Here is a 25,928-nt window from a genome sequence, read left to right as displayed (position 1 = left end):
TATATTTGACGGTACGGGGCGATCTGTTGATTTCCGCCGAGAAGTGACCCGTTAGGCGGGGATTTTTCCATCGAGAAGTGACCCATGTTTTGACCACGTCTCACGCGGGATACGCGGGGGACTTCGGAGTGATCGACATGGAGTTACTGAGTGTCATCCGCCGTTGGCATGGGCGGAATCATCTTTCGATCCGTGAGATTTCCCGGCGCACCGGGCTCTCGCGGAATACGGTTCGCAAGTATCTGCGTGCGGATAGCGTCGAGCCCCGGTTTCATGTTCCCGACCGGCCGAGCAAACTCGATCCCTATGCCGACAAGCTCTCGGCGATGCTGCGGATCGAAGGCGGCAAGTCGCACAAGCACAAGCGCACGGTCCGCCAGTTGCATGCCGATCTGATTTTGCTCGGCTATGAGGGTTCCTACAATCGGGTCGCGGCCTTTGCCCGGGACTGGAAGGCCGCCCGCCTGCGCGAGCAGCAGACCAGCGGCCGTGGCACCTTCGTCCCCCTGGCCTTTGTGCCGGGTGAAGCGTTCCAGTTCGATTGGTCGGAGGACTGGGCGATCGATCATCGCGGGCGAGCGCACCAAGCTGCAGGTGGCTCATGTGAAACTCTCCTACAGCCGCGCCTTCACACTGCGAGCCTACCCGCTTCAGACCCATGAGATGCTGTTCGACGCCCATAACCACGCCTTCCGGGTGTTGGGCGGCGTGCCGCGGCGAGGCATCTACGACAATATGAAAACGGCCGTTGACAAGGTCGGCCGCGGCAAGGACCGCCAGGTCAATATCCGCTTCTCGGCCATGGTCAGCCACTTCCTGTTCGAGGCCGAGTTCTGCAATCCGGCTTCAGGCTGGGAGAAGGGGCAGATCGAGAAGAACGTGCAGGATGCCCGCCATCGGCTCTGGTAACCTTTGCCGAACTTCCCGTCGCTGGAGGCTCTGAACACCTGGCTGGAGATCCGGTGCCGGGAACTGTGGTCGCAGACTGCGCACGGCGCACAACCAGGAACGGTTGCCGATATCTGGGCTGAAGAGATCCGGCCCCTGATGGCGATGCCACGCCCCTTCGATGGCTTCGTCGAGCACGCCAAACGCGTCTCCCCGACCTGCCTGGTCCATCTGGAGCGCAACCGCTACAGCGTCCCGGCGTCCTTTGCGAACCGTCCGGTCAGCCTGCGCGTCTATCCCGATCGCATCCTCATTGTCGCCGAGGGACAGATGATCGGCGAACATCGCCGGGTCTTCACCCGCTCGCATGATCGTCTCAGCCGGACGGTCTACGACTGGCGACATTATCTGGCGGTCGTCCAGCGCAAACCTGGGGCACTGCGTAACGGAGCTCCCTTTGCCGAGATGCCGCAGGCCTTCCGATCCCTGCAGCAGCATCTGCTCAAAAGCCCGGGTGGCGACCGGGAGGTCGTCGAAATCCTGGCTCTCGTCCTGCAGCATGACGAACACACTGTGCTGACAGCGGTCGAACTGGCGCTGAAGGCCGGCGTGCCGACCAAGACCCACATCATCAACCTGCTTCACCGACTGATCGACGGCATGCCGTTGACGACGCCGACGGTCGAAACCCCTTCCGTTCTCACGCTGACCACCGAACCGCGCGCCAATGTCGAACGTTATGACGCCCTGCGCCAAGCCGAGGATGTGCGCCATGCGTCATAACCCTGCGAGCGGCGCCATCACCATCATGCTGCGCACTCTCAAGATGCACGGCATGGCTCAGGCCGTCAGCGAACTGACGGAGCAGGGATCGCCGGCCTTCGAGGCCGCGGTGCCAATCCTGTCGCAGCTCCTGAAGGCGGAGATGGCTGAAAGAGAGGTCCGATCAACGGCCTACCAACTCAAGGCCGCACGCTTCCCGGCCTATCGCGACCTCAACGGCTTCGACTTCGCCAGCAGTGAGATCAACGAGGCGCTCGTTCGCCAACTGCATCGTTGCGAGTTCCTCCGGGACGCCGACAACGTCGTCCTGGTGGGAGGGCCCGGCACCGGTAAGACCCATGTCGCCACAGCTCTCGGCGTCCAGGCCATCGAGCACCACCACAAGCGGGTCCGCTTCTTCTCCACGGTCGAACTCGTCAACGCCCTCGAGCAGGAAAAGGCCCAGGGCAAGGCGGGGCAGATGGCTTGCCGGCTGGCCTACGCCGACCTCGTCATCCTCGACGGGCTCGGATACCTGCCCTTCAGCGCGTCGGGCGGTGCCTTGCTCTTCCACTTGCTGAGCAAGCTCTACGAGCGCACCAGCGTCGTCATCACCACCAATCTCAGCTTCTCCGAATGGGCCACCGTCTTCGGCGATGCCAAGATGACCACCGCATTGCTCGACCGGCTAACGCATCACTGCCACATCATCGAAACCGGAAACGACAGCTTCCGCTTCAGGAACAGCTCGGCAAAGCCCGACAAACCAGCCAGGGAGAAAGCCAAAACCTTGACCGCAACCTGAACCACAAACACCATCTGGGCGGGTCACTTCTCAGTGGAAACCCAGGGTCACTTCTCGGCGGAAATCAACAGCAGGTACATTTCGGGTGAGACGCACCTTCTGCTGGGTCGACAATATCGGCTTTCGGTCGAAAAATCCGAAGACCCTCATGTGCGTATCGACGGCGGTCGCATGGTTATAGCGGCCAGAGCGCCCGACGACCGACCACATTGCAGGCGTCTCCTTCAGACGTTTTATCGACTGAGAGCGCGTGAGGTGCTCCGGCAACGGTTCGAGATCATTTTGGAACCGTTCATTCGTAAAGGACTGAGGCGGCCCTCACTCGTCATTCGTCCGATGGCGAAAAGATGGGGCAGTTATACACCAAGTGGACGTGTCGTACTGAACATAGACTTGGTGAGAGCTAGCCTGCGGTTGATCGACTACGTGATCTGCCATGAGCTAGCGCATGCGTTCTACCCCGATCATGGCGATGGATGGCGTGCATTGCTTGAGACGGTGATGCCCGATTGGGAGGAGCGGAAAGAAACGCTGGAGGCAGCGCTTCGATAGTGGCAACGCGCGGATTCTGGCTTGTCGCGCGTTTGCGCTCAGGTTTGGTGAGCACCTGACTAGAGCCTCGGACGTTTAATCGGATGCATATCCGGCATGTCTGAAGAGGTTTCTGGATTCGGCCGGGGGTGACGAGGTTGCAGATGTCTCCGGCGGCCTGCCAGAGAGCGTCGAAGGTTCTAGCCGCAGAGCGCCTGAGATGGGCCTTGAGCTTTGCGAAGGCCATCTCGATAGGATTGAGGTCGGGGCTGTAGGGCGGCAGGAACAGGAACCAGGCGCCCCTGTCTGCGAGGCATCGGGCCGCGTGGGCGCTCTTGTGGACGGCGAGATTGTCGAGGATGACGATATCGCCCTTCGACAGGGTCGGGGCGAGCTGGGTCTCGACGTAGAGGTCGAAGGCGATGCGATCCATCGCTTTGTCGACGATCCATGGTGCGGTCAGCCCGTGGCAACGCAGGCCGGCGATGAAGCTTTGGGTTCGCCAGTGCCCGAAAGGCGCCGAGGCGGTCAGCCTCTCGCCGCGGAGGCTGCGGCCGCGCAACCGGACCATCTTGGTGTTGATCGCGGTCTCGTCGATGAAGACGAGCCGGTGAGGCTCGAGCCGCATCAGCGGCTGGCGACGCGTGATCCAGAGCGTGCGCTGCTCGGCGATGTCAGCGCGTGCGCATTCCGACGCCATCAGCGCTTTTTTTATATGTGAAGCCCAGCCGGCACAGGAAGCGCGACAGCACCGCCGGCGTCGCGCTCACCCCTGCCGCTTCCATGAGCCGGGCCGCGAGTTCCGGCATGGTGATGTCGGGCCTGGCCTCGACCTGCGCCACCAGGAAGGCGCCGTGCGCGTCCAGCCTGCTGCCGGGCGGGCGTCCCTGACGCGCAGGGCGCAGCGTCTTCAGGCGGCTCGCGCGCTGAAGCAGCTTCACCGCGAAGCTCTCGCTCACCCCGAAGTGCCGCGCCGCCCCACGACGCGAATGACCAGCCTCGACAAAGCCGGCAACACGCACGCGAAGATCGTCCGAATAGCTGCGACCCATGATCCACCTCCAAAAACGGTGAATCACAAAGCCGCTCTCAGGGGAATCCCACAGATTCCGATTTCAGGTCCGATGCTCTAGCTCGGCAAATGGCGCAGCGGTCATGGCCAGACCTGGACCGCCCATTACAAGAAACTCGCTTGAAAGCTGGTCGCCATCAGCGACACATGTGCCTCCAGCGGCGGCCGCAACTCGAACGCCTTTGGCTCCCGCGCAAAATTCCATAACCGCACCAGCCGCCAGTCGGCTCGACGCTCCTCGGCAACGGCCAACTCATTGCGCGTGATGTGAAACGGCGTGCGCTCCCAGCCATTGGTCGTCTTGACCTCGATCAGCCGATCGCGGCCGTCGGTGTCGAAGCTCAGGATGTCATAGCCCGCACCGTCACCGTCGACATGCGACACCCAGCGGATGCGCTCGGCGAGGTCGGTCCGGCCGGCGGCTAGCAGGCTGGCTCGCTCATGGGCGAGGACGCGCTCCTCGCCAGCGCGGCCCAGGGCGCGATTGCGGGCATCGCGCTCCGCCACATCGTATTTTCGAGCGATGGCGGTCATCTGCTCGAGCTCGTCGGGCGGCGGCGCATTGCTGTGCGTCGGTGGCGGGCCGATCCACAGCATCGCTTCCTCCCGAAGGGCTGACGGCGACGCCCCCATTGCCGGCCGCGCGGCTGGTGCGAGCCAATCCGGATGACGCTGGAGCCAGCGCACCACCGCATCGACGAGTGAGGCCTGGAAATTGAAGGCCGGCTTGTAGCCTGGGATCCAATCCTCACCGAGCCCCTTGAGCACGGCGCTGATGTTCTGATGTTTGTATTCAATCGAACCGCGAGGGCGCCTAATCACCGCCTGTAGGAGGCGGCTATGTTCGGCCTTGCTGTAGGGCCGCCCGGCGATGTCATCGCCAAGCATCGCGAAATAATCCGCGACGATCGCATCATTCTGCTCGTCGGACCAGTCACCGGCCATGGCAGCTCCCGAGCGAGCCGGCCAAGCTGGATGAGGCCCGGATCATGCCAGCAACTGCGCCGGCACACCGAGCGCCGGTCCGGCATCGGCGAGCCGCCGGTCGAGCGTATGCACCGTGGCGCCATGCTCCGACGCGACAGCGAGATGCAGTGCATCGCCGGCGCGAAGGCCCAAGCTATGCTGATCGGCAAACCGCGCCGCCGCTCGAAATTGCCCACCCGCCACAGGCAGCACGGTGAAGCTCTCCGCGACAAGCTTGTTGAACATGGCAAGCGCCGCCGCGCGCTGCTCGAGGCTGATCTGCCCGGTCCGCAGCTTGATCGCCATCGCGGACGACATCTCGGTGACGGTCCAGTCGCTGATCAGAAGCTGCGCCGCATCCTGTTCGGCTAGCCAGGCCTGAACGCGTGGCGTCATCGCTTCGTTGGAGAGCGCCGCGACGATCAGCGACGTGTCGAGATAGAGCATCAGTAGCGGTCGCCGTCCCGCATCGATCGGACAAGATCAGCGGCGCTCTGGGATTGGGGCGGCATCGCTGCCGTCAGCATTTGAAGCAGCGCGGCGTCGATCGGTTTGCGGGGTCTGGCCACGGCGGTAAGCCGCGCGACCGGCTTGCCGCGACGGGTGATGTCGATCGAATCGCCTGCTTCGACCCGGTCGACCAGCTCGCTCAGATGGGCTTTGGCGTCCGCCAGATTGATCGCATCCATGTCACGCTCCTGACCATGTAGGTAGTCATATAGCGTATCGGGCTTGAGAATTCCAGCATTGTCCTCTCACCGTCGTCCTTCGTCGAAGACGGTCACAAGCCATCCAGATTGCATGTTCGGGAGGCACGCCCTGATCGCTCGCCAGCACGGTGCTCGTAGGCCTTTCAGGAGATGTAGAATGATACTCCAACAAACTGCCTGCGAACTCGGAGACGTCCGCAACTGGACCAACGACGGGTCGTCCATCCCGGATTGGGTCAGGACGCAGATATCCGGCGAGCCCGCACCCAACGGCACCTTTCTCATCACCACACCGGTTGGCACGGCGCGGGTCCATCCAGGTGATGTTGTTATCGAGCACCAGGGCCAGTTTTGGTCTCGCTCACCGGACGAGGTCCCGCAACTGATCGATGGATTTGGGGCAGAGGCTGCGCTGCCGATCACAGCGATCGGTCCAGGCAAGGATGCTCAGTTCGGGACGAAGAGCAAAGCCGGAAAGGAAAGAAGGCGTGGAGGCGAGCGCAAGATCGGCTTTCGAGCGCCTTTCGGAAAACCGGCGAGCATCGAATGGCTACATACCACCGAGCTAAGCGTGGACGAGTCCTATCAGCGGTCGATCGATAATGAAGGTTCTCTCCGTCTTATCGCGAGCATCGCCGCCAATTTCGATTGGCGCCTCTGTGCTCCACTCGTCGTCTCGCGACGTCCGGATGGATCGAAGCTGATCATAGACGGGCAGCACCGCTGGGCGGCGGCTGTGCGAAGAGGTGACCTGCCGCATTTGCCGTGCTGTCTTTTCACTTACAACAGCCCTGAAGATGAAGCCCGAATGTTCATCGTCGCTAATCGTGCCCGCAAGCCGATGAATCGCCTGGACGATTTCCATGCCGCCTTGGCTGCGGCCGACGAGGACGCCGTCGAGATCCAGAGGCTGGTGACTGAGGCCGGATTGAGAATGGCCCGCAACACCTCGTCCACCGCGTGGAAGGCGGGAGAGGTCGCCTTCACCTCTTCAATCGCGACCGCGTTGCGACGACATGGCCCGGCGATCGTATCCGCTGCCCTCACCAGCATAGCTGAAGCCTATGAGGGCCGTCCCCTTACTTACGGTGCATCGATATTCGGTGCCTTGACCAAGCTCTTCGCAAATCCGCCGGAAAGCTTCGATCCCGATGACGTGGTGCCCACGCTACGGCATTTCGATATGCAGTCGTTGGGCGAGATCGTGCGCGGCCTTAGCGGCGGCGATTCTCGCGCGGTTGCCGTCCACTCCGCCATTCTCGAAGGGTTGAACCAGGTGAAGGGCGCTGAAAGCCCGGGGCTGGTGTAGCTTCCAGAGCTGGTCGTGTCGCACTCGGGATCCCGAGTGCGACATTTCTCATCACGACATGCCTGGGTTGAACGAACCGTCCAATCCACTCTGCGCTCAGGGTTGCACAGAATGGCCTTAGTCAGGAGCAATCGGTGCGATCTTCAGCAGCGTCGGCCGCATCCAGGCTGGCGCCTGACAGATGGACGCTGCTAGTCTCTTCTTAGCGGCCGCAGACAATGATTGCGCGGCGATCCGAACGACATCATCTGCTCCCGCCGGACCGAGATAGCGAAGAGCCTGCACAACGGTGCCCGCCGCGCTTCCCGGCAGGATCAGATGCTTGGGCGAGGCATAACGCAGGTCGACCACGCGCTTCCCGAGGACAACGCGCCGGGACGGCCCGTCGGTCAGATAGTTGCTCTGAGCCGGCACTTGGACTGTCAGTCCGAGCAGATTGGCCGCGCGGGCGCCGGTGGTCTGCACTTTTGATCCTGTCTCCCGCGCCAATGCACGTGCGACGTCATCCGGGTTCGGGGAAAGAGGCCCGAGCCTGGGATGGAGCTTGGGTAGATCATAGAGGCCTCGTGCCAGACGGCGCAGCTTGCCGTTCCTTGCGAGGCGAGAGAGGGCCTGATCGACAGCAGAGCGCTCGGCGAGGTCCAGGAAGTCGCTGGGCGTGAACACGCTTCCTCGCCCGCTGGCCAAGGCGCGTGCCATGATCTTGTCGGGTGTCGAGGAACTTGGCTGATCCATGCGTCAGAAAATATGGTATCTTCTTCTGACATACAATGACGTCGCGGTGACCTCCTGGTAGAGGCGATTGAGACCACCGCATCGGTGTGATGCGGTGGTCCCTGTTTCAGCTCGGCGAGCCGTCCGTCCCTTCACTGGCCTAGTTTTGCGCTGCCGGACATCTGGCCCGGGCGCGATCTTCGCCCGGCCCTCGAGATAGATCTGGCGGCGCTGCTCCAGCCACCCCTCGACCTCTTCCAGGTCCCACACCACGCACCGCGGCGTGAGATTGAAGCGGCGAGGAAATTCCCCACGCTTTTCCATTTCGTAGATGGTGCTGTCCGCGAGCGGTACGATCAGCCGGAGTTCGTGGCGTCTGATCGTTCGTGGCAGGCCGGTCAGCACGGTGGCGGGGCCGGCGTATCCCGTCGGGTCTCTATCGTCGTCATCCTGATAGGACATCGTCAGGATGCGAACGCGGCTTGGCTTCTTGGTCATTTTTTCCTCCGTTGTTGGAGGAGGTTTGATGCAGACTCGGTTTTCCCTGGTCGCGCAGCTATCGTTGGATGGAGGCCTGACGGTACTTTTGGACACCCTTGTGCTTCGAACGTCAGGCTTGGAAAGACGTCTCGAGAGCCGATAGTAGTCGATAGATGGCTTCCAGGGGTTGGCGGAAATTCGTCAACGAAATCAAGACCGTAGAATTTTGACGGGTCCCGAGCCGGTAGTACTTGGACGGGAAAATATTTTCATGAGCAAATTCAATTGTTTGGCACTTTTCCGAACAATCGAGTGGGAATGAGGACGGCGCGTCGAACCGTCCGGTGAGCCGCACCGGGCGGCCTTGGCCGCCCGGCCATCAGCGCTTCGCCGCCTGTAGCGCCGTCGCCAGCTTCCCGACCGCCTCTTCGATCTCGCTCGGCGTATAGGCGGCAAAGCCCATCAGGAAGCCGGGCTTGCCGTCGCCGGCGGCGTAGAGGGACGACAATCCCAGCAGCGCGATGCCGGCATGGCGTGCAGCGTCGATGGCGGCACGCTCGGGCAGGCCGGACTTCAGCAGGCAGGGCATCTGCAGCCCGCCGGCCGGCACCTGCGCCTCGGCGATTCCCGCAAGATGCTTGCCGACGAGGCCGGACAGCAGGCCGAGGCGCTCGGCATAGATGCCGCGCATGGCGCGGACATGCGCGCCGAAATGCCCGCCTTCCATGAAGCGGGCGAGCGTCATTTGGGCGAGCGGGGCGGAATGGCCGTCGAGCAGCGTGCGCGCCACGGTCATCGGCTCGACGAGCTCGCGCGGCAGCACGACATAGCCGATCCGCAGGCCCGGAAAGAGCGATTTGGTGAAGGTGCCGATATAGATGGTCCGCTCATGCGGATCGAGCCCCTGCACGCAGGCGGTCGGCTTGCCGGCATAGTGGAACTCGCTGTCGTAATCGTCCTCGATGATCCAGGCCTGATGGCGGTTCGCCCATTCGATCAGCGCCAGGCGGCGATCGAGCGCCAATGTCGCGCCGCTCGGGAACTGGTGCGAGGGGGTGAGGAACACGGCCCGGGCCCGGCGTGGCTCGGAAATGATCTCGTCGACCAGCAGGCCCTGATGGTCGAGCCGGATCGGGACGCAATCGAGCCCGGCGGCATCGAAGGCCTTGCGCGCGCCGTAATAGGCGGGGTCCTCGATGAAGATGCGCTCGCCCGCGTCGAGCAGCACGCTCGCGCACAGTGCCAGCGCCTGCTGCGAGCTGGTCAGGACCAGAACCCGGTCGGGCGTGGCATGGGCGCCGCGTTCGAGATTCACATAGTCGGCGATCGCCCGCCGCAGCGGCTCGACGCCTTGCGGGTCGGCATGCAGCAGCGCCGCCGTGCCGGCCTCCTTCAGCACCTGCCGTTCCAGGCGTTCCCAGAGCCGGAGGGGAAAGCTGCGCGTCTCCGGTATGCCCGGCGCGAAGGGCCGTGGTGCCAGGAGCTCGCGCACGCCGCCGCTGCGGAATATCGCCTCGCCGCGCCGGCTAAGGTTCGGCGCCTGGCTGAGCCGGGGCGCCGCGCGCCGCCACTGCCGGCGGCCGGGCGCGAGTTCCGACGTCTCCGCCACAAAGCTGCCGCTGCCGACCCGGCGGTCGATGAAGCCTTCGGCATGCAGTTGCGCATAGGCGGCTTCGACCGTGTCGCGTGACAGGTCGAGCGATCGCGCCAGAGCACGCGAGGCCGGCAGCGGCTTTCCGCGCCCGAGGGTGCCGTCGAGGATGAGCTGGCGGATCGCACGCTGGATCCTGGCATGCAGCGGCAGCCCCGCATGGGCGGGATGGGCCAGCCAGGCTTTCACCGATTCCAGTTGCGAACGCTTGAACAAATGGTCTGGGCCTCTCTTCGGAAGTGGTTGGGATTGTCAGACCATTGATCGGCTAGTTGTCAACGTGCCCCGCAGCGCCTGCGCCCCATCTCTTGGAAGACCTGTCACGATCATGCCGTCCGGTTCCGCGCCCTCCAGCCGCCTCAACGACCTCATGCATCCCGTCGTCGCGGGGTTGATCTCGGTGATCGTCAACTATGGCGGCACCTTCATCCTGGTCTTCCAGGCAGCGAAGGTCGCCGGCCTCAGCCCAGAACTGACCGCTTCCTGGGTCTGGTCGGTCTCGATCGGCGTCGGCGTGACCGGGCTTGTCCTCAGCTGGCGCTATCGCGAGCCGATCATCACGGCATGGTCGACGCCCGCTGCCGCCTTCCTCGTCACCGCGCTCGCGACCACGCCCTATGCCGAGGCGGTCGGCGCCTACATCGTCTCCGCGGCAGCCTTTGTCGCGCTCGGCCTGTCGGGCTGGTTCGAAAGGGTCATCCGCCTGATCCCGCCCGGAATCGCCTCGGGGCTGCTCGCCGGAATCCTGCTGCAATTCGGCATCGGCGCCTTCGGCGGCGCGAGCGTCGATCCGTTGCTGGTCGGCCTTCTGGTCCTCGCCTATCTCGCCTTGAAGCGCTGCTCGCCGCGCTATGCCGTGGTCGGCATACTCGTGCTCGGCCTCGTCTTCCTGCTGCTGCAGGGCAGGGTGGACCTGTCCGGCTTGCGGCTTCAGTTCGCGGCGCCGGTCTTCACCATGCCGGAATTTTCGCTCAACGCGCTGCTCAGCGTCGCGCTGCCGCTGTTCCTGATCACCCTGACCGGCCAGTACATGCCGGGAATGCTGGTCCTGCGGAACGACGGCTTCAAGACCAGCGCCGATCCGCTCGTCACCGTGACCGGGCTCGGCTCGCTGCTGATGGCGCCTTTCGGCTCCCATGCCTTCAATGTTGCGGCGATCACGGCGGCGATCGCCACCGGCAAGGAGGCGCATGAGGACCCGTCGAAGCGCTGGATCGCGGGGATCGCGGCCGGCGTGGCCTATATCCTCGTCGGGGTGTTCGGGGTGACGCTGGCGGCGGTGTTCATGGCGTTTCCTGCGACCTTCATCACGACGCTTGCCGGCCTTGCCTTGCTCGGCACGATCGGCGGCAGCCTGGCCGGCGCAATGGCCGATCCCGCGTCCCGCGAGGCGGCTCTGATCACCTTCCTGGCCTCGGCCGCGAACATCCAGCTGCTCGGCATCGGCGGAGCATTCTGGGGCCTGCTGATCGGCCTCGCGGCGCATCTCATCCTGAACGGTCGTCTGCCGCAGCGTGCGCGTGCCGAAATCCTCACAGGGCAGGGCGCAGGGAAATAATGGCTGGGGCGACCATGCCCGCGCCTGGTCGCCATCTAGCGCGGTCGCCGTACCGCCCTGAGCACGCCGCTCTTGCCGCCGCCGCAATAGAAGCGGTCGCCGCCATCGGCCTCGAGGCCTGAGATGCCGGTGCCCGCCGGCATGTCGAGGCGCTCGAGCACCGCGCCGGTCCGCGGATCGACGCGCCTGAGCTCGCTCTCGTCGTTCTCCCAGGTGCCGTGCCAGAGCTCGCCATGGCTCCAGGTCACGCCGGTGACGAAGCGGTTCGACTCGATGCTGCGCAGGATGGCGCCGGTTTCCGGGTCGATCTGATGGATCTTGCGGTTGCGATACTGGCCGACCCAGAGCGTCCCTTCCGCCCAGGCGAGCCCGGAACTGCCGCCCCCCGGCGCCGGGATTGTCGCCAATACGGTGCCTGTCCGCGGGTCGAGCTTCTGGATGCGGTCCTCGGCGATCTGGAAGAGGTGGCGGCCATCGAATGCCGTGCCGGCATCGGCGGCGACATCGAGCGAGCGTTCAGTCGCTCCGCTTTCGGGATCGAGCGCGTTCAGCCTGCCGTCGGTCGCGAACCAGACATGCCGGCCGTCATAGGAGACGCCGTGAACGCCGTCGATGTCGGGGAAGGGGCCGTATTCGCGGATGATCTCGGCTGCTGATCGTTTCATGGCGCGTCTCCGGAACGGGTGCTTGCGACCTTGCTGTCGCCTGCCGTTCTAGCTGCCGGGCGAAGAGGCCGGGAGTAACAACACTGTCGGGAACCCCGGCACGGGCGGCGTCACCCAGCGCCGCGCCGGCCCGCGCCCGAACGACTGGACCCGGCCTGCCGAGGTGAGCACCTCGAGCGCGCGCTGCACGCTGCGCGGGCTGGTCGCGAGTGCCAGCGCGAGGCCCGAGCTCGACCACGCCTCGCCATCTGAAAGCAGGGCGAGCAGCGCCGCATGCCGTTCCTCGACGGGCGGGGCGAGAACGGCGATCTCGGCGCCGTGGCGAGGAACCATGGCGAAACCGTCGGCTGTCGCATCGATCGCGGCCAAGTCCCTGAGCTCGGCGCGCAGCCGCCCGATCTCGACCCGCAGCCGGGCGCGGTGCGATTCATCGACCTGCCTTGCCCGGAAGGCCCGTGTGACGAGGACGCTGCGCGGCACGTCGCCGGGCCAGGCTTCGGCGAGGGCACGCGCCAGCGAGAACAGCACCGGCCGCGTCGCGAGCGAGACCGCCGCATTCCTGCTCCGCACGCTGTTCCGGCAGGCGTCGATGATCAGCGCGTCCGTCGCAGACAGGGCTTCGACCTCTTCGAGCCGGAGCAACCTGGCTTCGCCCCGTGCGATCAACCGTGCCGCCGGAGCGCGCAGCAGGGCCGCCGCGCTCTCGACCTCGGCTATAAGGGCGTCGATACCGGACTGGCGGGCGGCGCGTTCGGCCTGCGCCAACGCGTCGTGGGCGATCTGCGTCCGCAGCCGCCTGATCGCGATTCCGGCAATGACGAGTGCATGCGCAGCCTGCAGGGCAGCCGGGAACGGGCTCGGGTCGATCCCGGCCAGCGCCTGCTCTGCTTGGTCGAGCTGGCCGATCAGGAGGAGACGGCGAACCGAAAGATGCCGAGCATGGGCGGCATTCAGCCGGTCGCCATGTTGCTCCAGCACCGCTTGCGCCGCCTCGAGCACCTTCGCCGGCCAGCCGAGATCGCGCGAGACCAGGGCGATCTCGGCTTCGGCGACGACGCATCGCGCGCGGGCCACCGCTTCCCTCTGCCCGAAGCCGCGTGCCGCCTTCTGCAGCAAGGCCTTGGCGCGGGCAAAGTCGCCGAGCCGGGCCATGGCGATGCCGCGCAAGGCCAGTGCCGGCGGGTCCTCGCGCAGCGCGACGCGGTTCAGCACGCCGAGCAGATCGCCCGCCGCCAGCGCACGCGCCGCGGCCGTGATCATCGAGTCCATTCAGATCCCGCCAAACTTGTCACTCCCAGCGTCTCACGGCCGGCGACTACCAACAAGGCGACGCCGCTCCGCCACGAAACCCGCGGCGCAGGACAGGCGACGACAGGAGACAAGATCGATGACGACGCATCCGACCGGTTCCCGCGACGAATGGCTCGCAGCGCGCATCGCACTGCTCGGCAAGGAAAAGGAGCTGACGCGGCTCAGCGACGAACTCGCCCGCCAGCGCCAGCAACTGCCCTGGGTCCGTATCGACAAGGCATTCCGCTTCGAGACCGAGGAGGGTCCGGCCGCGCTGGCAGAGCTGTTCCGGGGGCGCTCGCAGCTCCTCGTCTACCACTTCATGTTCGGGCCCGACTACAAGGCGGGCTGTCCATCCTGCTCGGCCATCGCCGATGGCTTCGACGGCGTCGCCGTGCACCTCGCCAATCACGACGTGACGCTGATGGCGGTCTCCCGCGCGCCGCTGGCCAAGCTCATGGCTTACAGGCAGCGCATGGGCTGGCGCTTCCCCTGGGCCTCGTCCTCGGACGGTGCCTTCAGTTTCGACTTCAACGTCTCCTTCACCGAGCAGCAGCAGCGCGACGGCTCGATCGAGTACAATTTCCAGCGCGAGCCGGCCTTCCTATGGCGTTCGCGTCTGGAAGGCGACAGCGCCTCGGTGACTGAGCGCTTCGCCGCCACGACTGGCACCGATGTGGCGAGCTATACGCGCGAGCGGCCGGGAGTGAGCGCCTTCGTGATCGAGGATGGCGTCGTCTACCACACCTATTCGACCTATGCGCGCGGCGTCGACGGCATCTGGAGCATGTATCCCTGGCTCGACCGGGCTCCCAAGGGCCGCAACGAGGCGAACGGTCCGTGGTGGCGGCGCCACGACGAGTATGAACGGAGCTGAGGCGGTCATGGAAAGCCGCTCCGGTGCCCTCGGTGCCGTCGCCCTCGGTGCAGCCGGCTGGCTGGCCTTGGCCGCGGCGCCGACCTTCGCCACCATGGGCCTGCTCGCGCTGGTCTTCGAGAGCAGCGCGCCGACGGTCCTGTGCCCGGCCATGCCGGGCGCCGGCCCGATCTACGGCATGGCTGCGATGTACCTGCTGATGAGCGTCTTCCATCTGGCGCCTTGGCTCAGGCTGGCCGCCGGTCTGAGTGCCGCTGCTTCGGCCTGAGGCAGGCAACAGGCAGGAGGGCTCGCCTTGCTGCGAGCTCGCCCGACGCGTCGGGCTCTTGCACATATGTTCTCTTTATGTTCTTTTTCTCGCAAGGGCGCAACCGAGGAGAGGCACATGTTCATGGCCGAACCGGGCAGGTATCGGCTTCGCCAGCCCGCTAATCGCTACTTCTTCGCCATCCTGCCGACCGCCGAGGCGACCAGGGCAATCGCCTGCATCGCCGACGGGATTCGGAGAGCCCACGACCTCCGCGGACCGATCATCGGGCGGGACCGCTACCATATCTCGCTCTGCGGCGTCGGTGCGCCCGGTCCGGCGCCGGACGAGGTGCTGTCCTCGCTATTGGCTGTCGGCGACCAGGTTCGTTGCCAGCCATTCGATGTCGGCTTCGATCATGCCGTGAGCTTCAGCCTGGGCGCGCGCAAGCAGCCTCTGGTCCTCGCCAGCAGCGAAGGGTTGCCGGCGCTGGGCTGGCTGCAGGCCGGGCTCAGGCGCGCCATGGCCGCATGCGAACTCCCGGTCAGGCGCCAGTTCAATCCGCATCTGACCATGCTCTATGACGAGCAGATCGTGCTGGAGGCCGGCATCCCGCCGCTGCGCTGGACGGTGCACGACTTCGTGCTGGTGCACAGCGTCAATGGCGAAGCCCGGCACCACCATCTGGCCCGCTGGCCGCTGGGTGGCGGGTAAGCGCGCCCGCACTCCTCAGGCACTCTCCGCTGCCTCCGGCGCCGTTTGCGGGACAGTGCGCAGCACCTTTGCGATGATGCCGCTTTGGGCGAGACGCTCGCGGCCGCCCATGCCCTCGATCGCGAAGACGAAGAGTGCCGTGTCGCAATGGCCGCCGAGCCGGCGGATCAGCCGCGCCGTCGCCAGCGCCGTACCGCCCGAGATCAGGCAGTCGTCGACGATCGCGACATGGCGGCCCGCCAGCCGGGCGCCCTTCGAGATCACCATGCCTTCGCCGAGTTCGTAGTTCGCCATGATGCTGCGCATCACTTCGTTGCGCAGCGAATCGACTTTGCGAATGTCGATGAAGCCGAGGCCGCTACGATCGGCCAGCGCTCCGGCGAGCCCCAGCCCGCCAATGTCGATTCCCGCGAGCACCTCGACATGGGCCGGTATTCGCGACGCGAGCGCATCGACGATGGGGCGCATCCGGGCCGCTTCGCTGGTTGCGATGGAGAGGTCGGGGAAATCCACCCCGGCGGCCGGATGGTTCTTCCAGGAGCGGAACGGAATATCGAGCTCCTCGTCGCGCTTCGCGGCCTGTCGCAGTTGATCGATCATGACGCGTCCATGCGTTTCTCCGCCCGCCCGATACATGCCATCCTTGCCGATCGGATGACGGAACGCGAGAGATGGCTGGTCGTCGGCGCCACTCGAAGCCCGATATGGGCACCTGCCACGCCGATGCTTCGTTGCTCGCCTGCTTGATCTCGGACGGCCGCCATGCCACGCCCGCGCCGACAGCAATCAGGGGTAGTCGCGACGATGGTTACGCTCTACGGCATCAGGAACTGCGACACGATGAAGAAGGCCTGGAGCTGGCTCGAGGCGCATGAGATTCCCTACGCCTTCCATGATTACCGTGTCTCCGGCATCGACAAGACGAGCCTCGAGGCCTGGTGCCGCGAACTCGGCTGGGAGAAGGTGCTCAACAAGGCCAGCACGACCTTCCGGGCGCTGCCGGAGGCGGAGAAGCAGGAGCTTGATGCCGACAAGGCCGTTGCTCTGATGCTGGCGCAGCCGACCATGATCAAGCGCCCGGTGCTCGACATCGGCGAGCGTCGCCTGCTCGGTTTCAAGCCGGACGCCTACGCTGCCGCCTTCGCCAAGCGGTAGAGCTGGGGCGTCATTGCGAGCGTAGCGAAGCAATCCAGTCTCATAGAGCTTTGCCGTCTCCGGATGGCTTCGTCGCTGCGCTCCTCGCAATGACGGTCGGCGTAATCGCTCTTCCGTAGAGCGCCGGCCTGGGCTAGGCCGGCGAAATGACAACAGATTTCAGCTTCCATCTGCTCGGCCGCGACGGCGCGGCGCGCACCGGCGAGGTCCGGATGCCGCGCGGCGTGATCCGCACCCCCGCCTTCATGCCGGTCGGCACGGCCGCGACCGTCAAGGGCATGTATCCCGAGCAGGTCAAGGCGCTCGGCGCCGATGTCGTGCTCGGCAACACCTATCATCTGATGCTGCGCCCCGGCGCCGAACGCGTTGCCAGGCTCGGCGGCCTGCACAAATTCATGAACTGGCCGCACCCGATCCTGACCGATTCAGGCGGCTTCCAGGTGATGTCGCTCGCCAATCTGCGCAAGCTGACCGAAGAGGGCGTGACCTTCCGCTCGCATATCGACGGCTCGAAGCATGTGCTGACGCCGGAGCGCTCGGTCGAGATCCAGAACCTGCTCGGTTCCGACATCGTGATGCAGCTCGACGAATGCGTCGCCCTGCCTTGCGAGCACAAGGTCGCGGAGAAGGCGATGCGGCTGTCGCTGCGCTGGGCCGAGCGCTGTAAGGCGGCCTTCGGCACACAGCCGGGCAGGGCGCTGTTCGGCATCGTGCAGGGTGGCGACGTGCCTGCCCTGAGGGTCGAGAGCGCGCGCGAACTCGCCGCCATGGACCTCAAGGGCTACGCCATCGGCGGGCTCGCGGTCGGCGAGCCGCAGGAGGTGATGCTGGCGATGATCGAGACGGTCGAGCCGCATATGCCGCAGGAAAAGCCGCGCTATCTGATGGGCGTCGGCACGCCCGATGACATCGTCGAGGCGGTACGCCGCGGCGTCGACATGTTCGACTGCGTGATGCCGACCCGGGCCGGGCGCCACGGCCAGATCTTCACGCGCTTCGGCAGGATGAACCTGAAGAACGCCAAGCATGCCGAGGATGTCAGGCCGATCGATCCGCAATCGAGCTGCCCGGCTGCGAACAGCTATTCGCGCGCCTATCTGCACCATCTGGTCAAGGCCGAGGAGATGCTCGGCAAGATGCTGCTGACCTGGATCAACCTCGCCTATTACCAGGATCTGATGGCCGGGCTCCGGGGCGCCATCGCGGCCGGCCGGCTGGGCGATTTCATCGCCGAGACTAAGCTGGGCTGGGAGCGGGGCGAGCCGGCGTGATCGAGCCCTGGCTTGCGCTGCTCGCCCTGAAGATGGCGATCGCCGCCGGCATCGTCGTCGGCTGCTCGGTCATCGCCGAGCGTAGCGGCCCTTTCCTGGCTGCGATGATCGCGACCCTGCCGATCTCGGCGGGGCCGGTCTATGTCTTCCTCGCTCTGGAGCATGATCCGGCCTTCATCGCGGCGAGCGCGCTCGCCGGCATGGCGACCAATCTCGCCAATGGCGGCTTTCTGCTCGCCTATGTGCCGCTGGCGCAGCGCTTTGGCCTCGTCGTCAGCCTTGGGGCCGCGCTGCTGAGCTGGTCGGCGGCGATCCTGCTGTTTCGCGCCAGCCAGCCACCGTTCCTGGTTCTTCTGGCGCTCACACCGCCGGTTTTCCTCCTGCTCAATCACCTGCTGGGTCCCTATCGGCAGGCCCGTCCCGCCGTGCCGCCCAAACGCGTCTGGTTCGCGATCCCGCTGCGCGCGGCGGCCGTCGCTACCCTGGCGGGCGTCGCCAGCACGGTCAGCGCGCAGGTCGGCCCCACCTGGTCCGGCGTGATGGCCGGGATGCCGATCGTGCTCTCGAGCCTGGTCGTCATTCTCCAACCGCGGATCGGCGGGCCGGCCTCGGCGGCGGTGATCGCCAACTCCGCCATCGGCTTTCTCGGCTTCGGCGGGGCGCTGGCGGTGGTGCACCTTGCCGCGCCGGCGCTGGGGTCATGGCCGGCCCTGGCGCTCGGCCTCTGCGTCAGCATCGGCTGGAACCTGGCGCTGATGGGTCTAGCGCGCCGCCGTGCGGCGCCATGAGGCGACGAACAGCCCGGCAATGATCATGGCGATGCCGCCGATCTGCAGGCCGCTCGGGATCTCGCCGAGCACCGGAATGGCGAGCAGCGTGCCGATCACCGGAATCATCGGCGGGAAGCGGCCGATCACCGCCGAACCCAGAATCGGCGCCGACCAGCTCCAGATCCACAGGCCGACGATGACGTTGAGGACGCCCTGATTGATGGCATGCGCTGCCAGAACCCACCAGGGAGCGACGTCGAAGCCGCGGAAGAAGAACAGGAAATAGAAGGGCAAATAGAGCATCGACAGGACCGAGACGACGGCGGTCGCCTTCAGCGCGTCGACGCGCCAGAGCTGGACGACGAGCGGATAGCCGCCCCAGATCAGCCCGACACCCAGGAAGCAGAGATCGCCGAGGAGGATCGTGTCGCTGGTCTGGCGCGTCCCGGCGATACCGAGACAGGCGAGGCCGACGAGCACTGCCAGGACGCCGATGACGAGCGGGCGTGTCAGCCTGCTGCCGAACAGCACGACGCTGCCGACGATGCCGATCACCGTTACGGTGCCGGGACCGATGACCGCCCCGTGCGCGGCGGGCGCCAGGGTCAGGCCGGTCATCATCAGATAGCTCATCGGGAAGCCGCTCATCACGGCGAGCGCGAGCCCGCGTGGCCAGCCGATCCCGGCGCAGGAGGTGATGCCAGCTGAGATGAAGGTCGGGAGCAGCAACAGGCCGGCGGTGGCGAAGCGCAGCGCCAATATGTCGTGCGAACTCAGGCCGTTGAGCACCGCATGCCGGCTGACGACGAAATTCGCGCCGAAGATCAGCATGGCGAGCATCATGCCGCCGAATGCCAGCCGACGCCGAAGGCGGATCTTCGCGTCGGAAAGCGGCACTGTTTGATGCATGCTCCGGCTTAGCGCCGGAGCATGGTGTTCGTTAGTGGGTTTGCCGCATGGGCCGTGCGCGCCGCTCGCGTTGCGGTGCACAAAAAGTCGTCAGGCGAGCGCCTTCAGGGCGGAGCGGCCGGCATAGATCGCCTGGTCGCCGAGCTCCTCCTCAATGCGCAGGAGCTGGTTGTACTTCGCGGTCCGGTCGGAGCGGGCGAGCGAGCCGGTCTTGATCTGTCCGCAATTGGTCGCGACCGAGAGGTCGGCGATGGTGGAATCCTCGGTCTCGCCCGAGCGATGCGACATCACCGCGGTGTAGCCGGCGCGCTGGGCCATCTCGACAGCCGCCAGGGTCTCGGTCAGCGTACCGATCTGGTTGACCTTGACCAGGATCGAGTTGGCGGTCTTCGCCTTGATGCCCTGCGACAGGCGCGTGACGTTGGTGACGAAGAGATCGTCGCCGACGAGCTGGCACTTGTCGCCGACGAGATCGGTCAGCGCCTTCCAGCCCTCCCAGTCATCCTCGGCCATACCGTCCTCGATCGAGACGATCGGATAGCTGCCGACGAGCTTGGCGAGGTACTTGGCCTGCGCCTTGGGATCGCGGGTTTTGCGTTCGCCCGCATAGACATAGGCACCGTCCTTGAAGAACTCGGTCGCGGCGCAGTCGAGCGCCAGGGCGATGTCCTCGCCGGGCTTGTAGCCGGCCTTCTCGACCGCCTGCATGACGAAGTCGAGCGCCGCTTCCGCCGACTTGATGTTGGGAGCGAAGCCGCCCTCGTCGCCGACATTGGTGTTGTGGCCGGCGTCGTGGAGCGCCTTCTTCAACGTGTGGAAGATCTCCGCGCCCATGCGCAGGCCTTCGGCGAAGGAGGGTGCGCCGATCGGCATCACCATGAATTCCTGGAAGTCGATCGGGTTGTCGGCATGGGCGCCGCCATTGACGATGTTCATCATCGGCACGGGCAGGACGCGGGCCTGGGTGCCGCCGACATAGCGGTAGAGCGGCAGGCCGGAGGCGTCGGCGGCGGCCTTGGCGACGGCGAGCGAGACGCCGAGAATGGCGTTGGCGCCGAGCTTGCTCTTGTTGGGCGTGCCGTCGAGCTCGATCATCGTCTCGTCGATGGCGACCTGGTCCTCGGCGTCCATGGCGACGAGGGCCTCGGCGATGGTCATATTGACCGCCTCGACCGCCTTCTGAACGCCCTTGCCGAGATAGCGGCTCTTGTCGCCGTCGCGCAGCTCGACGGCCTCATGCGCGCCGGTCGAGGCGCCCGAGGGAACCGCGGCGCGGCCCATCGAGCCGTCTTCGAGGATGACGTCGACCTCGACCGTCGGGTTGCCGCGGGAATCGAGGATCTGGCGGCCGATGATGTCGATGATCGCGGTCATGGCGGACTCCGGAGAGAGGCGGGAACGGATGGATGCCGCGCTTCTAGACAAGAGCAGGGGCGACGGGAAGGGGTGGTGGCGTTTGCAGGGCGTCGGCGATACAAGCCGCGCTTGAAAAGAACCGGATGCCGCCCACCGGCGGTCTCATTGAAGCATCTCTGATCCTTTGAGCCGCGCGCGTTCGCGTGCCCATCAGGAGGCGGGATGGATGTCGATTGGAGCGACGATGACCCTCGATGCCTCGACCCTGCAGCTCGGCCAGGCCAGCGCCCTGCCGCAATCGCCGGAGGAAGCCCGCCTCGACCGCGTGCCGAATCCGCATGCCGGCACGGATTATCTCGCCCGCTTCACCTGCCCGGAATTCACCTCGATCTGCCCGGTCACCGGCCAGCCCGATTTCGGCATTCTGGTGATCGACTATCTGCCCGGCGACTGGCTGGTCGAATCGAAGTCGCTGAAGCTCTATCTCGGCGCCTTCCGCAATCATGGCGCCTTCCACGAGGACTGCACGGTCAATATCGGCAAGACGCTGGTCGAGCTGCTGCAGCCGAAATGGTTCCGCATCGGCGGCTACTGGTATCCGCGCGGCGGCATCCCGATCGATGTTTTCTTCCAGACCGGCGAGCCCCCCAAAGGCTTGTGGCTGCCCGACCAAGGCGTGGCGCCCTATCGCGGGCGCTGAGAGGTCGTCATTCCGGGGCGCCGCGCCATGCGACGTCCCGGACGACGGTGGCGCCTACGTCCGGCTGCCGCCCAGCGAGAGAACCCGCGGCACCAAGAGGCCGAGCAGTCCGACCGCCGCGGCGAAGGACAGGATCGCGCCGCTGGTGCCGAACAGATGCAGGGCCGTGCCCATCAGCAGCGGTCCGAGCGCATGGCCGCAGAACAGCGCGCAGGCGAACAGTGCCACCGCCGAGCCGCGTGCGCTCGGCGCAAGCTCTGTCGCCAGCGCCTGGAAGGTGCCGTGCATCAGGAAGAAGCCGAAGCCGCTCAGCATGAAGATGGCGATCGCGCTCCACCAGGGCAGCATCGGCAGTGCGAACAGGCAATAGGCCAGCGCCATCAGCGCGCCGCCGACCGTGGTCATCCGCGCCGGGCCGAGCCGCTCGACCAGGATCCGCGTCAGGATGCCGTAGACGATGCCGCCGAGCCCGGTGCCGGCGATGACGATGCCGGCCTGCGAGGGGCCGACGCCCGCCCGTTCCTGCAGGATCGCCGCGACATAGGGCGGCATGCCGAAGACCAGCGCCCCCTCGACGATGACGAGGCCGTAGAGCACCTTGGTCTGCGGGTTGGCGAAGACGGTGGCGTAGCGCGCGAGCGCGCCTGAAAAACTCAGCTTCGGGCGCTGCGCGTCCGGCCGCGGCTTCAGCACGACCATCACCAGGATGCCGGCGATGGCGGCGAGCGCGCCGGCGACCAGGAAGACGCCGCGCCAGCCGATATGCGTGGCGATCAGGCCTGAGCAGGCTGCCCCCGCCATCTGGCCGACGATCATCAAAACGAGGAAGCGCCCGAGCTGGACCTGGCGCTCGGCCATCGGGGCTCGGTCGCCGATCGCCGCCATCGCCGCCGGAATCACGCCGCCGGCGACGATGCCGGCCGCGGTGCGCATGACCGTTAGCGCATCGAAGGACCAGGCGAACGCCGCCGCTGCCGAGAGCGTGGCGAGCAGGAGCAGACAGGTCGAGATGGTGCGCAGCTTGCCGAAGGAATCGGCCACCGGCCCGAGAAAGGGCTGGCCGACGGCATAGGCGAAGGAGAAGGCGGTCGCGATCGCGGCGACCTGAGGGACGCTGTGCGTGAATTCGCTCGCCAGCGTCGGGACCAGCGGATCGAGGATCCGCATGGTGAAGGTGGAGGCGAAGCCGCAGGCCCCGAGGACGAGGATCAGGGCCTTGAGAGAGCCGGGGGCGGGCTGCGGCTGCGCCGCCTCAGCCATGGGCCGGCGCAACCTGCGGGATGCGCTTGGCGACGCGGTCGAACTCCTGCAACTGCCGGATCAGGGTGGGGAACTCGCGCAGCGGCACCATGTTGGGCCCGTCGGACGGCGCCTTGTCGGGATCGGGATGGGTCTCGATGAAGACCCCGGCGACGCCGACCGCGACCGCCGCCCGCGCCAGAACCGGTACGAATTCGCGCTGCCCGCCGGAGGAGGCGCCCTTGCCGCCGGGCTGCTGCACCGAATGGGTGGCGTCGAAGATCACCGGCGCGCCGATCTCGGCCATGATCGGCAGGCTGCGCATGTCGGTCACCAGCGTGTTGTAGCCGAAGGAGGCGCCGCGCTCGGTCAGCATCACGTTCGGGTTGCCGCTCTCGGTCACCTTGGCGGCGACATTGACCATGTCCCAGGGAGCGAGGAACTGGCCCTTCTTGACGTTGACGATCTTGCCGGTCGCGGCGGCCGCGACGAGCAGGTCGGTCTGGCGGCAGAGGAAGGCGGGGATCTGCAGGATGTCGACGACCTCGGCGACGGCGGCGCATTGGCCGGCTTCGTGCACGTCGGTCAGCACCGGCAAGCCGGTGCGCTCGCGAATCTCGGCAAAGACGGGCAGGGCGGCCTGCAGTCCCATTCCGCGCTGGCCCTTGACGCTGGTCCGGTTCGCCTTGTCGAAGGAGGTCTTGAAGACAAGGCCGATGCCGAGCTCGGCAGCCATGTCCTTGAGCGCCAGCGCGACTTCCAATGCGTGCTCGCGGCTTTCCATCTGGCAGGGGCCGGCGATCAGGGCGAGCGGCAGGGCGTTGCCGAAGCGGACCGGCTGGGCGAGATCGGCGCCGGCGGTGACGATGGCGTTGGCGCTCATGGCTTTTTGATCCTGCTTTCGGATGTGCCGAGGGCCGAGGCGCCGGGCTGGGAGATCCGGCTGCTCTGCCACCTGCGCGGCATCATCCTGCGACGCGTCCCGCGCTCTAGGGCCTGTCCGCCTCGCAGGTCAAGCAGTCGGCGCCCTCTGAGCCCCTGGCTGGGAGCCGGACATGCGGCCTGCGCAGATCCGTGGCCGTGGCGATATCGATCCGGCTCGCAATCTGCCGGCGAAAGTGCTACCCGGCAGGGCAGCAAGCATTTCCGAGGCGTTATGTCCGATATTTTCCGCGAGATCGACGAGGAGGTTCGCCGCGAGAAGGCGGCCGCCATCTGGAGCAAGTACAGCAACGTCTTCATCGCGATTGCCGTGATCGCCGTCGTGGGCGTCGCCGGCTGGCAGTTCTGGCAGCACCAGGAACGGCAGAAGGCGGAGGCCGTCGGAGCGAAGTTCGAAACCGCCCTGCGCGCCGCCCGTGACGGCAATGGCAGCGAGGCGGAGTCGATCCTGACCGAGCTTTCCGCCAATGCACCGGCTGGCTATCGCCAGCTCGCCCGTTTCCGCCTGGCCGGCGAGGTCGGCAAGCGCGATCCCGCCGCTGGCGCCACCGCCTTCGACGCGCTCGCCAATGACGGCGCGCTCGAGGCGAGCTATCGCGATCTCGCCCGCCTGCGCGCCGGCCTGCTGCGGGTCGACCTCCTGCCTTATGCCGAGCTGCGCAAGGCTCTCGAACCGCTGGCGACGCCTGCCGGGAACTGGCGCCATTCCGCCCGGGAAGCGCTCGGCATCGCGGCGCTCAAGGGCAATCTCTACGAGGACGCCGGCCGCTGGTTCGACGCCATCGTGACCGATGCCGAGACGCCGGCGAGCTTGCGCCAGCGGGTCGAGCTCTATCTTACGCTGGTTCGCGGCGGCGCCGTCGAAACCAAGAACTGACGCCGCGCGCCGGTCCGTATCGGCCGGTGCCGGCCCAACTGGACGGATCATGACCGCGACCATCGCCATTGTCGGCCGGCCCAATGTTGGCAAGTCGACCCTGTTCAACCGGCTCGTCGGCAAGAAGCTGGCGCTGGTCGACGACCGTCCGGGCGTCACGCGCGACCGGCGCGAGGGCGAGGCCAGCCTCGGCCATCTACGCTTCACGGTGATCGACACTGCCGGCCTCGAGGAGGCCGACCAGCACTCGCTCGCGGGTCGTATGCGCGCGCAGACAGAGACGGCGATCGAGCAGGCCGACGTCATCCTGTTCATGATCGACGCCCGGCTCGGCCTGACGCCGATGGACCAGCCCTTCGCCGATCTGGTGCGTCGCTCCGGCAAGCCCGTCATCCTGCTCGCCAACAAGGCGGAAGGAAACAAGGGCAAGGACGGCGTCATGGAGGCCTATTCGCTCGGCCTTGGCGACCCCGTGCCATTCTCCGCCGAGCATGGCGAGGGCACCGCCGACCTGCTCGAGGCCCTGATGCCCTATGTCGCGGAAGAGCCGGAGGAGGACGAGGAGGAACTCTGGGCCGATGCGCCCGCCGCCCTCGCGGAGGACGAGGAGGAGGGCGACGACCCCAACAAGCCGCTGCGCGTGACCATCATCGGTCGCCCCAATGCCGGCAAGTCGACCCTGGTCAACCGGATGATCGGGCAGGACCGTCTGCTGACCGGCCCTGAGGCCGGCATCACCCGCGACACCATCTCGGTCGACTGGGACTGGCGCGGCCGTCCGGTCAGGCTGTTCGACACCGCCGGCATGCGTAAGCGCGCCCGCATCGAGGAGAAGCTCGAGAAGCTCTCGGTCGCCGATGCGCTGCGCGCCATCCGCTATGCCGAGGTCGTGGTCGTGCTGCTCGACTCGACCATTCCCTTCGAGAAGCAGGACCTGACCCTGGTCGATCTGACGGAGCGCGAAGGCCGCTGCGTCGTCATCGGCCTCAATAAATGGGACCTCGTCGCCGACAAGCAGGGCTTGCTCGCCGAGCTGAAGGAAAAGGCCCACCACCTGCTGGCGCAGGTTCGCGGCGTCGAGATCGTGCCACTCTCCGGCCTCGCCGGCGAGGGCATCGACAGGCTGATGCAGGCAGTCTTCCGCGCCTATGGCGTCTGGAACCGCCGGGTCTCGACCGCGCGAATCAACCGCTGGCTGGAAGGTGTGCTCTCGGCCCATCCGCCGCCGGCCGTCGCCGGCCGCCGCATCAAGATCCGCTACATGACGCAGGCCAAGGCGCGCCCGCCGACCTTCGCGCTGTTCGGCAACCAGCTCGAGCATCTGCCGGTGTCGTATACGCGCTATCTGGTCAATAACCTGCGCGACGCTTTCGAGCTGCCGGGCACACCGATCCGCCTGCATACGCGCGGGGGCACGAACCCCTACGACAAGGCCAAGCGCTGATGCTTCGAGACTGAGCGGGATCGATG

26 protein-coding genes and 2 pseudogenes are annotated in these 25,928 nt (G+C 66.1%); 14 read left to right on the top strand and 14 right to left on the bottom strand.

The genetic code is table 11. From position 1 onward, the window contains the following. Nucleotides 1–137: 137 nt before the first annotated feature. From istA to AC3RCC_RS16255, 3 genes and pseudogenes are all read left to right on the top strand, one after another. A pseudogene (gene istA, locus AC3RCC_RS16265) lies at nucleotides 138–1,671 on the top strand (IS21 family transposase). Continuing rightward, nucleotides 1,661–2,455 carry an IS21-like element helper ATPase IstB gene (gene istB, locus AC3RCC_RS16260; RefSeq protein ID WP_492258793.1) on the top strand — a complete coding sequence of 265 codons (795 nt, stop codon included), beginning with the start codon at nucleotides 1,661–1,663 and terminating at the stop codon, nucleotides 2,453–2,455. The pseudogene istA and the gene istB overlap by 11 nt, the downstream one beginning before the upstream one ends. Before the next feature lie 33 nt (nucleotides 2,456–2,488). Further along, nucleotides 2,489–3,007, top strand: a complete 519-nt coding sequence (locus AC3RCC_RS16255) for a M48 family metallopeptidase (RefSeq protein WP_492255912.1) — start codon at nucleotides 2,489–2,491, stop codon at nucleotides 3,005–3,007. Between the two features lie 75 nt (nucleotides 3,008–3,082). Here the strand turns inward: AC3RCC_RS16255 and AC3RCC_RS16250 are convergent. The 4 genes and pseudogenes from AC3RCC_RS16250 to AC3RCC_RS16235 all read right to left on the bottom strand — a co-directional run bounded on the left by AC3RCC_RS16250 (nucleotide 3,083) and on the right by AC3RCC_RS16235 (nucleotide 5,713). Next, nucleotides 3,083–4,038 (bottom strand): annotated as a pseudogene (locus AC3RCC_RS16250) (IS630 family transposase). 125 nt (nucleotides 4,039–4,163) lie between these two features. After that, complete coding sequence (locus AC3RCC_RS16245; RefSeq protein WP_492255911.1) at nucleotides 4,164–5,003, bottom strand: protein NO VEIN domain-containing protein; 840 nt, start codon at nucleotides 5,001–5,003, stop codon at nucleotides 4,164–4,166. Between the two features lie 42 nt (nucleotides 5,004–5,045). Then, nucleotides 5,046–5,471: a type II toxin-antitoxin system VapC family toxin gene (locus AC3RCC_RS16240; protein ID WP_492255910.1), complete on the bottom strand. Its 426-nt coding sequence runs from the start codon at nucleotides 5,469–5,471 to the stop codon at nucleotides 5,046–5,048. Continuing rightward, nucleotides 5,471–5,713, bottom strand: coding sequence for a type II toxin-antitoxin system Phd/YefM family antitoxin (locus AC3RCC_RS16235; RefSeq protein ID WP_492255909.1), 243 nt, complete (start codon nucleotides 5,711–5,713; stop codon nucleotides 5,471–5,473). Before AC3RCC_RS16235 ends, AC3RCC_RS16240 begins: the two co-directional genes overlap by 1 nt. A gap of 178 nt (nucleotides 5,714–5,891) precedes the next feature. On the opposite strand from AC3RCC_RS16235, the gene AC3RCC_RS16230 reads away from it, so the two are divergent. Continuing rightward, on the top strand, nucleotides 5,892–7,043 hold the full coding sequence (locus tag AC3RCC_RS16230; RefSeq protein ID WP_492255908.1) for a DUF6551 family protein: 1,152 nt from the start codon (nucleotides 5,892–5,894) through the stop codon (nucleotides 7,041–7,043). A gap of 117 nt (nucleotides 7,044–7,160) precedes the next feature. On the opposite strand, the gene AC3RCC_RS16225 is transcribed toward AC3RCC_RS16230, so the two are convergent. From AC3RCC_RS16225 to pdxR, 3 genes are all read right to left on the bottom strand, one after another. After that, complete coding sequence (locus AC3RCC_RS16225) at nucleotides 7,161–7,742, bottom strand: DUF6088 family protein (protein ID WP_492255907.1); 582 nt, start codon at nucleotides 7,740–7,742, stop codon at nucleotides 7,161–7,163. A 39-nt stretch (nucleotides 7,743–7,781) separates the two neighbouring features. Beyond that, nucleotides 7,782–8,255, bottom strand: coding sequence for a helix-turn-helix transcriptional regulator (locus AC3RCC_RS16220; RefSeq protein WP_492255906.1), 474 nt, complete (start codon nucleotides 8,253–8,255; stop codon nucleotides 7,782–7,784). A gap of 361 nt (nucleotides 8,256–8,616) precedes the next feature. Continuing rightward, nucleotides 8,617–10,104 carry a MocR-like pyridoxine biosynthesis transcription factor PdxR gene (gene pdxR, locus AC3RCC_RS16215; protein WP_492255905.1) on the bottom strand — a complete coding sequence of 496 codons (1,488 nt, stop codon included), beginning with the start codon at nucleotides 10,102–10,104 and terminating at the stop codon, nucleotides 8,617–8,619. Nucleotides 10,105–10,216: 112 nt separating this feature from the next. Between pdxR and AC3RCC_RS16210 the strand changes: the two genes are divergently transcribed. After that, nucleotides 10,217–11,446, top strand: coding sequence for a benzoate/H(+) symporter BenE family transporter (locus AC3RCC_RS16210; protein WP_492255904.1), 1,230 nt, complete (start codon nucleotides 10,217–10,219; stop codon nucleotides 11,444–11,446). Between the two features lie 35 nt (nucleotides 11,447–11,481). On the opposite strand, the gene AC3RCC_RS16205 is transcribed toward AC3RCC_RS16210, so the two are convergent. Together AC3RCC_RS16205 and AC3RCC_RS16200 are read right to left on the bottom strand one after the other, a co-directional pair. Continuing rightward, complete coding sequence (locus AC3RCC_RS16205) at nucleotides 11,482–12,111, bottom strand: Vgb family protein (RefSeq protein WP_492255903.1); 630 nt, start codon at nucleotides 12,109–12,111, stop codon at nucleotides 11,482–11,484. A 48-nt stretch (nucleotides 12,112–12,159) separates the two neighbouring features. Beyond that, nucleotides 12,160–13,380 carry a helix-turn-helix domain-containing protein gene (locus AC3RCC_RS16200; RefSeq protein ID WP_492255902.1) on the bottom strand — a complete coding sequence of 407 codons (1,221 nt, stop codon included), beginning with the start codon at nucleotides 13,378–13,380 and terminating at the stop codon, nucleotides 12,160–12,162. A gap of 118 nt (nucleotides 13,381–13,498) precedes the next feature. Between AC3RCC_RS16200 and AC3RCC_RS16195 the strand changes: the two genes are divergently transcribed. From AC3RCC_RS16195 to AC3RCC_RS16185, 3 genes are all read left to right on the top strand, one after another. Continuing rightward, a complete protein-coding gene (locus AC3RCC_RS16195) occupies nucleotides 13,499–14,278 on the top strand; it encodes a DUF899 domain-containing protein (protein ID WP_492255901.1) in 780 nt (259 codons plus the stop codon). Between the two features lie 7 nt (nucleotides 14,279–14,285). Next, nucleotides 14,286–14,546, top strand: coding sequence for a hypothetical protein (locus AC3RCC_RS16190; RefSeq protein WP_492255900.1), 261 nt, complete (start codon nucleotides 14,286–14,288; stop codon nucleotides 14,544–14,546). A 117-nt stretch (nucleotides 14,547–14,663) separates the two neighbouring features. Next, a complete protein-coding gene (locus AC3RCC_RS16185; RefSeq protein WP_492255899.1) occupies nucleotides 14,664–15,239 on the top strand; it encodes a 2'-5' RNA ligase family protein in 576 nt (191 codons plus the stop codon). A 15-nt stretch (nucleotides 15,240–15,254) separates the two neighbouring features. Here the strand turns inward: AC3RCC_RS16185 and AC3RCC_RS16180 are convergent, their stop codons facing one another. Further along, complete coding sequence (locus tag AC3RCC_RS16180) at nucleotides 15,255–15,839, bottom strand: phosphoribosyltransferase family protein (protein ID WP_492255898.1); 585 nt, start codon at nucleotides 15,837–15,839, stop codon at nucleotides 15,255–15,257. Between the two features lie 204 nt (nucleotides 15,840–16,043). Here AC3RCC_RS16180 and AC3RCC_RS16175 point away from each other — a divergent pair, with 204 nt between their 5' ends. From AC3RCC_RS16175 to AC3RCC_RS16165, 3 genes are all read left to right on the top strand, one after another. After that, nucleotides 16,044–16,394, top strand: a complete 351-nt coding sequence (locus tag AC3RCC_RS16175) for an ArsC family reductase (RefSeq protein ID WP_291645318.1) — start codon at nucleotides 16,044–16,046, stop codon at nucleotides 16,392–16,394. 146 nt (nucleotides 16,395–16,540) lie between these two features. Further along, a complete protein-coding gene (tgt, locus tag AC3RCC_RS16170; RefSeq protein ID WP_291645319.1) occupies nucleotides 16,541–17,665 on the top strand; it encodes a tRNA guanosine(34) transglycosylase Tgt in 1,125 nt (374 codons plus the stop codon). Next, nucleotides 17,662–18,453: a hypothetical protein gene (locus tag AC3RCC_RS16165; RefSeq protein WP_492255897.1), complete on the top strand. Its 792-nt coding sequence runs from the start codon at nucleotides 17,662–17,664 to the stop codon at nucleotides 18,451–18,453. Before tgt ends, AC3RCC_RS16165 begins: the two co-directional genes overlap by 4 nt. Here the strand turns inward: AC3RCC_RS16165 and AC3RCC_RS16160 are convergent. Together AC3RCC_RS16160 and eno are read right to left on the bottom strand one after the other, a co-directional pair. Next, complete coding sequence (locus AC3RCC_RS16160; protein WP_291633078.1) at nucleotides 18,427–19,344, bottom strand: DMT family transporter; 918 nt, start codon at nucleotides 19,342–19,344, stop codon at nucleotides 18,427–18,429. The genes AC3RCC_RS16165 and AC3RCC_RS16160 overlap by 27 nt on opposite strands. Before the next feature lie 90 nt (nucleotides 19,345–19,434). After that, on the bottom strand, nucleotides 19,435–20,718 hold the full coding sequence (eno, locus tag AC3RCC_RS16155) for a phosphopyruvate hydratase (RefSeq protein ID WP_492255896.1): 1,284 nt from the start codon (nucleotides 20,716–20,718) through the stop codon (nucleotides 19,435–19,437). A 226-nt stretch (nucleotides 20,719–20,944) separates the two neighbouring features. Between eno and queF the strand changes: the two genes are divergently transcribed. Next, nucleotides 20,945–21,400 (top strand): preQ(1) synthase, encoded by a 456-nt coding sequence (gene queF / locus AC3RCC_RS16150; RefSeq protein ID WP_066468859.1) that lies wholly within the window; start codon nucleotides 20,945–20,947, stop codon nucleotides 21,398–21,400. 54 nt (nucleotides 21,401–21,454) lie between these two features. Here the strand turns inward: queF and AC3RCC_RS16145 are convergent, their stop codons facing one another. Both AC3RCC_RS16145 and kdsA read right to left on the bottom strand, forming a co-directional pair. After that, nucleotides 21,455–22,660, bottom strand: coding sequence for an MFS transporter (locus tag AC3RCC_RS16145; protein WP_492255895.1), 1,206 nt, complete (start codon nucleotides 22,658–22,660; stop codon nucleotides 21,455–21,457). Continuing rightward, the gene (gene kdsA, locus AC3RCC_RS16140) at nucleotides 22,653–23,522 is read right to left on the bottom strand and encodes a 3-deoxy-8-phosphooctulonate synthase (RefSeq protein ID WP_291640028.1); all 870 of its coding nucleotides are present in this window, start codon (nucleotides 23,520–23,522) and stop codon (nucleotides 22,653–22,655) included. The genes AC3RCC_RS16145 and kdsA overlap by 8 nt, the downstream gene beginning before the upstream one ends. A 273-nt stretch (nucleotides 23,523–23,795) precedes the next feature. Here kdsA and AC3RCC_RS16135 point away from each other — a divergent pair, with 273 nt between their 5' ends. Further along, nucleotides 23,796–24,458: a tetratricopeptide repeat protein gene (locus tag AC3RCC_RS16135; RefSeq protein WP_492255894.1), complete on the top strand. Its 663-nt coding sequence runs from the start codon at nucleotides 23,796–23,798 to the stop codon at nucleotides 24,456–24,458. 49 nt (nucleotides 24,459–24,507) lie between these two features. After that, nucleotides 24,508–25,902, top strand: coding sequence for a ribosome biogenesis GTPase Der (der, locus tag AC3RCC_RS16130; RefSeq protein ID WP_465247531.1), 1,395 nt, complete (start codon nucleotides 24,508–24,510; stop codon nucleotides 25,900–25,902). Nucleotides 25,903–25,928 lie beyond the last annotated feature (26 nt).

The organism is Allobosea sp. GW823-FHT01F03 (genome assembly GCF_058798075.1).
The sequence above is the reverse complement of the archived record's forward strand: the minus strand, read 5'-3'. Positions and strand labels throughout refer to the sequence as shown.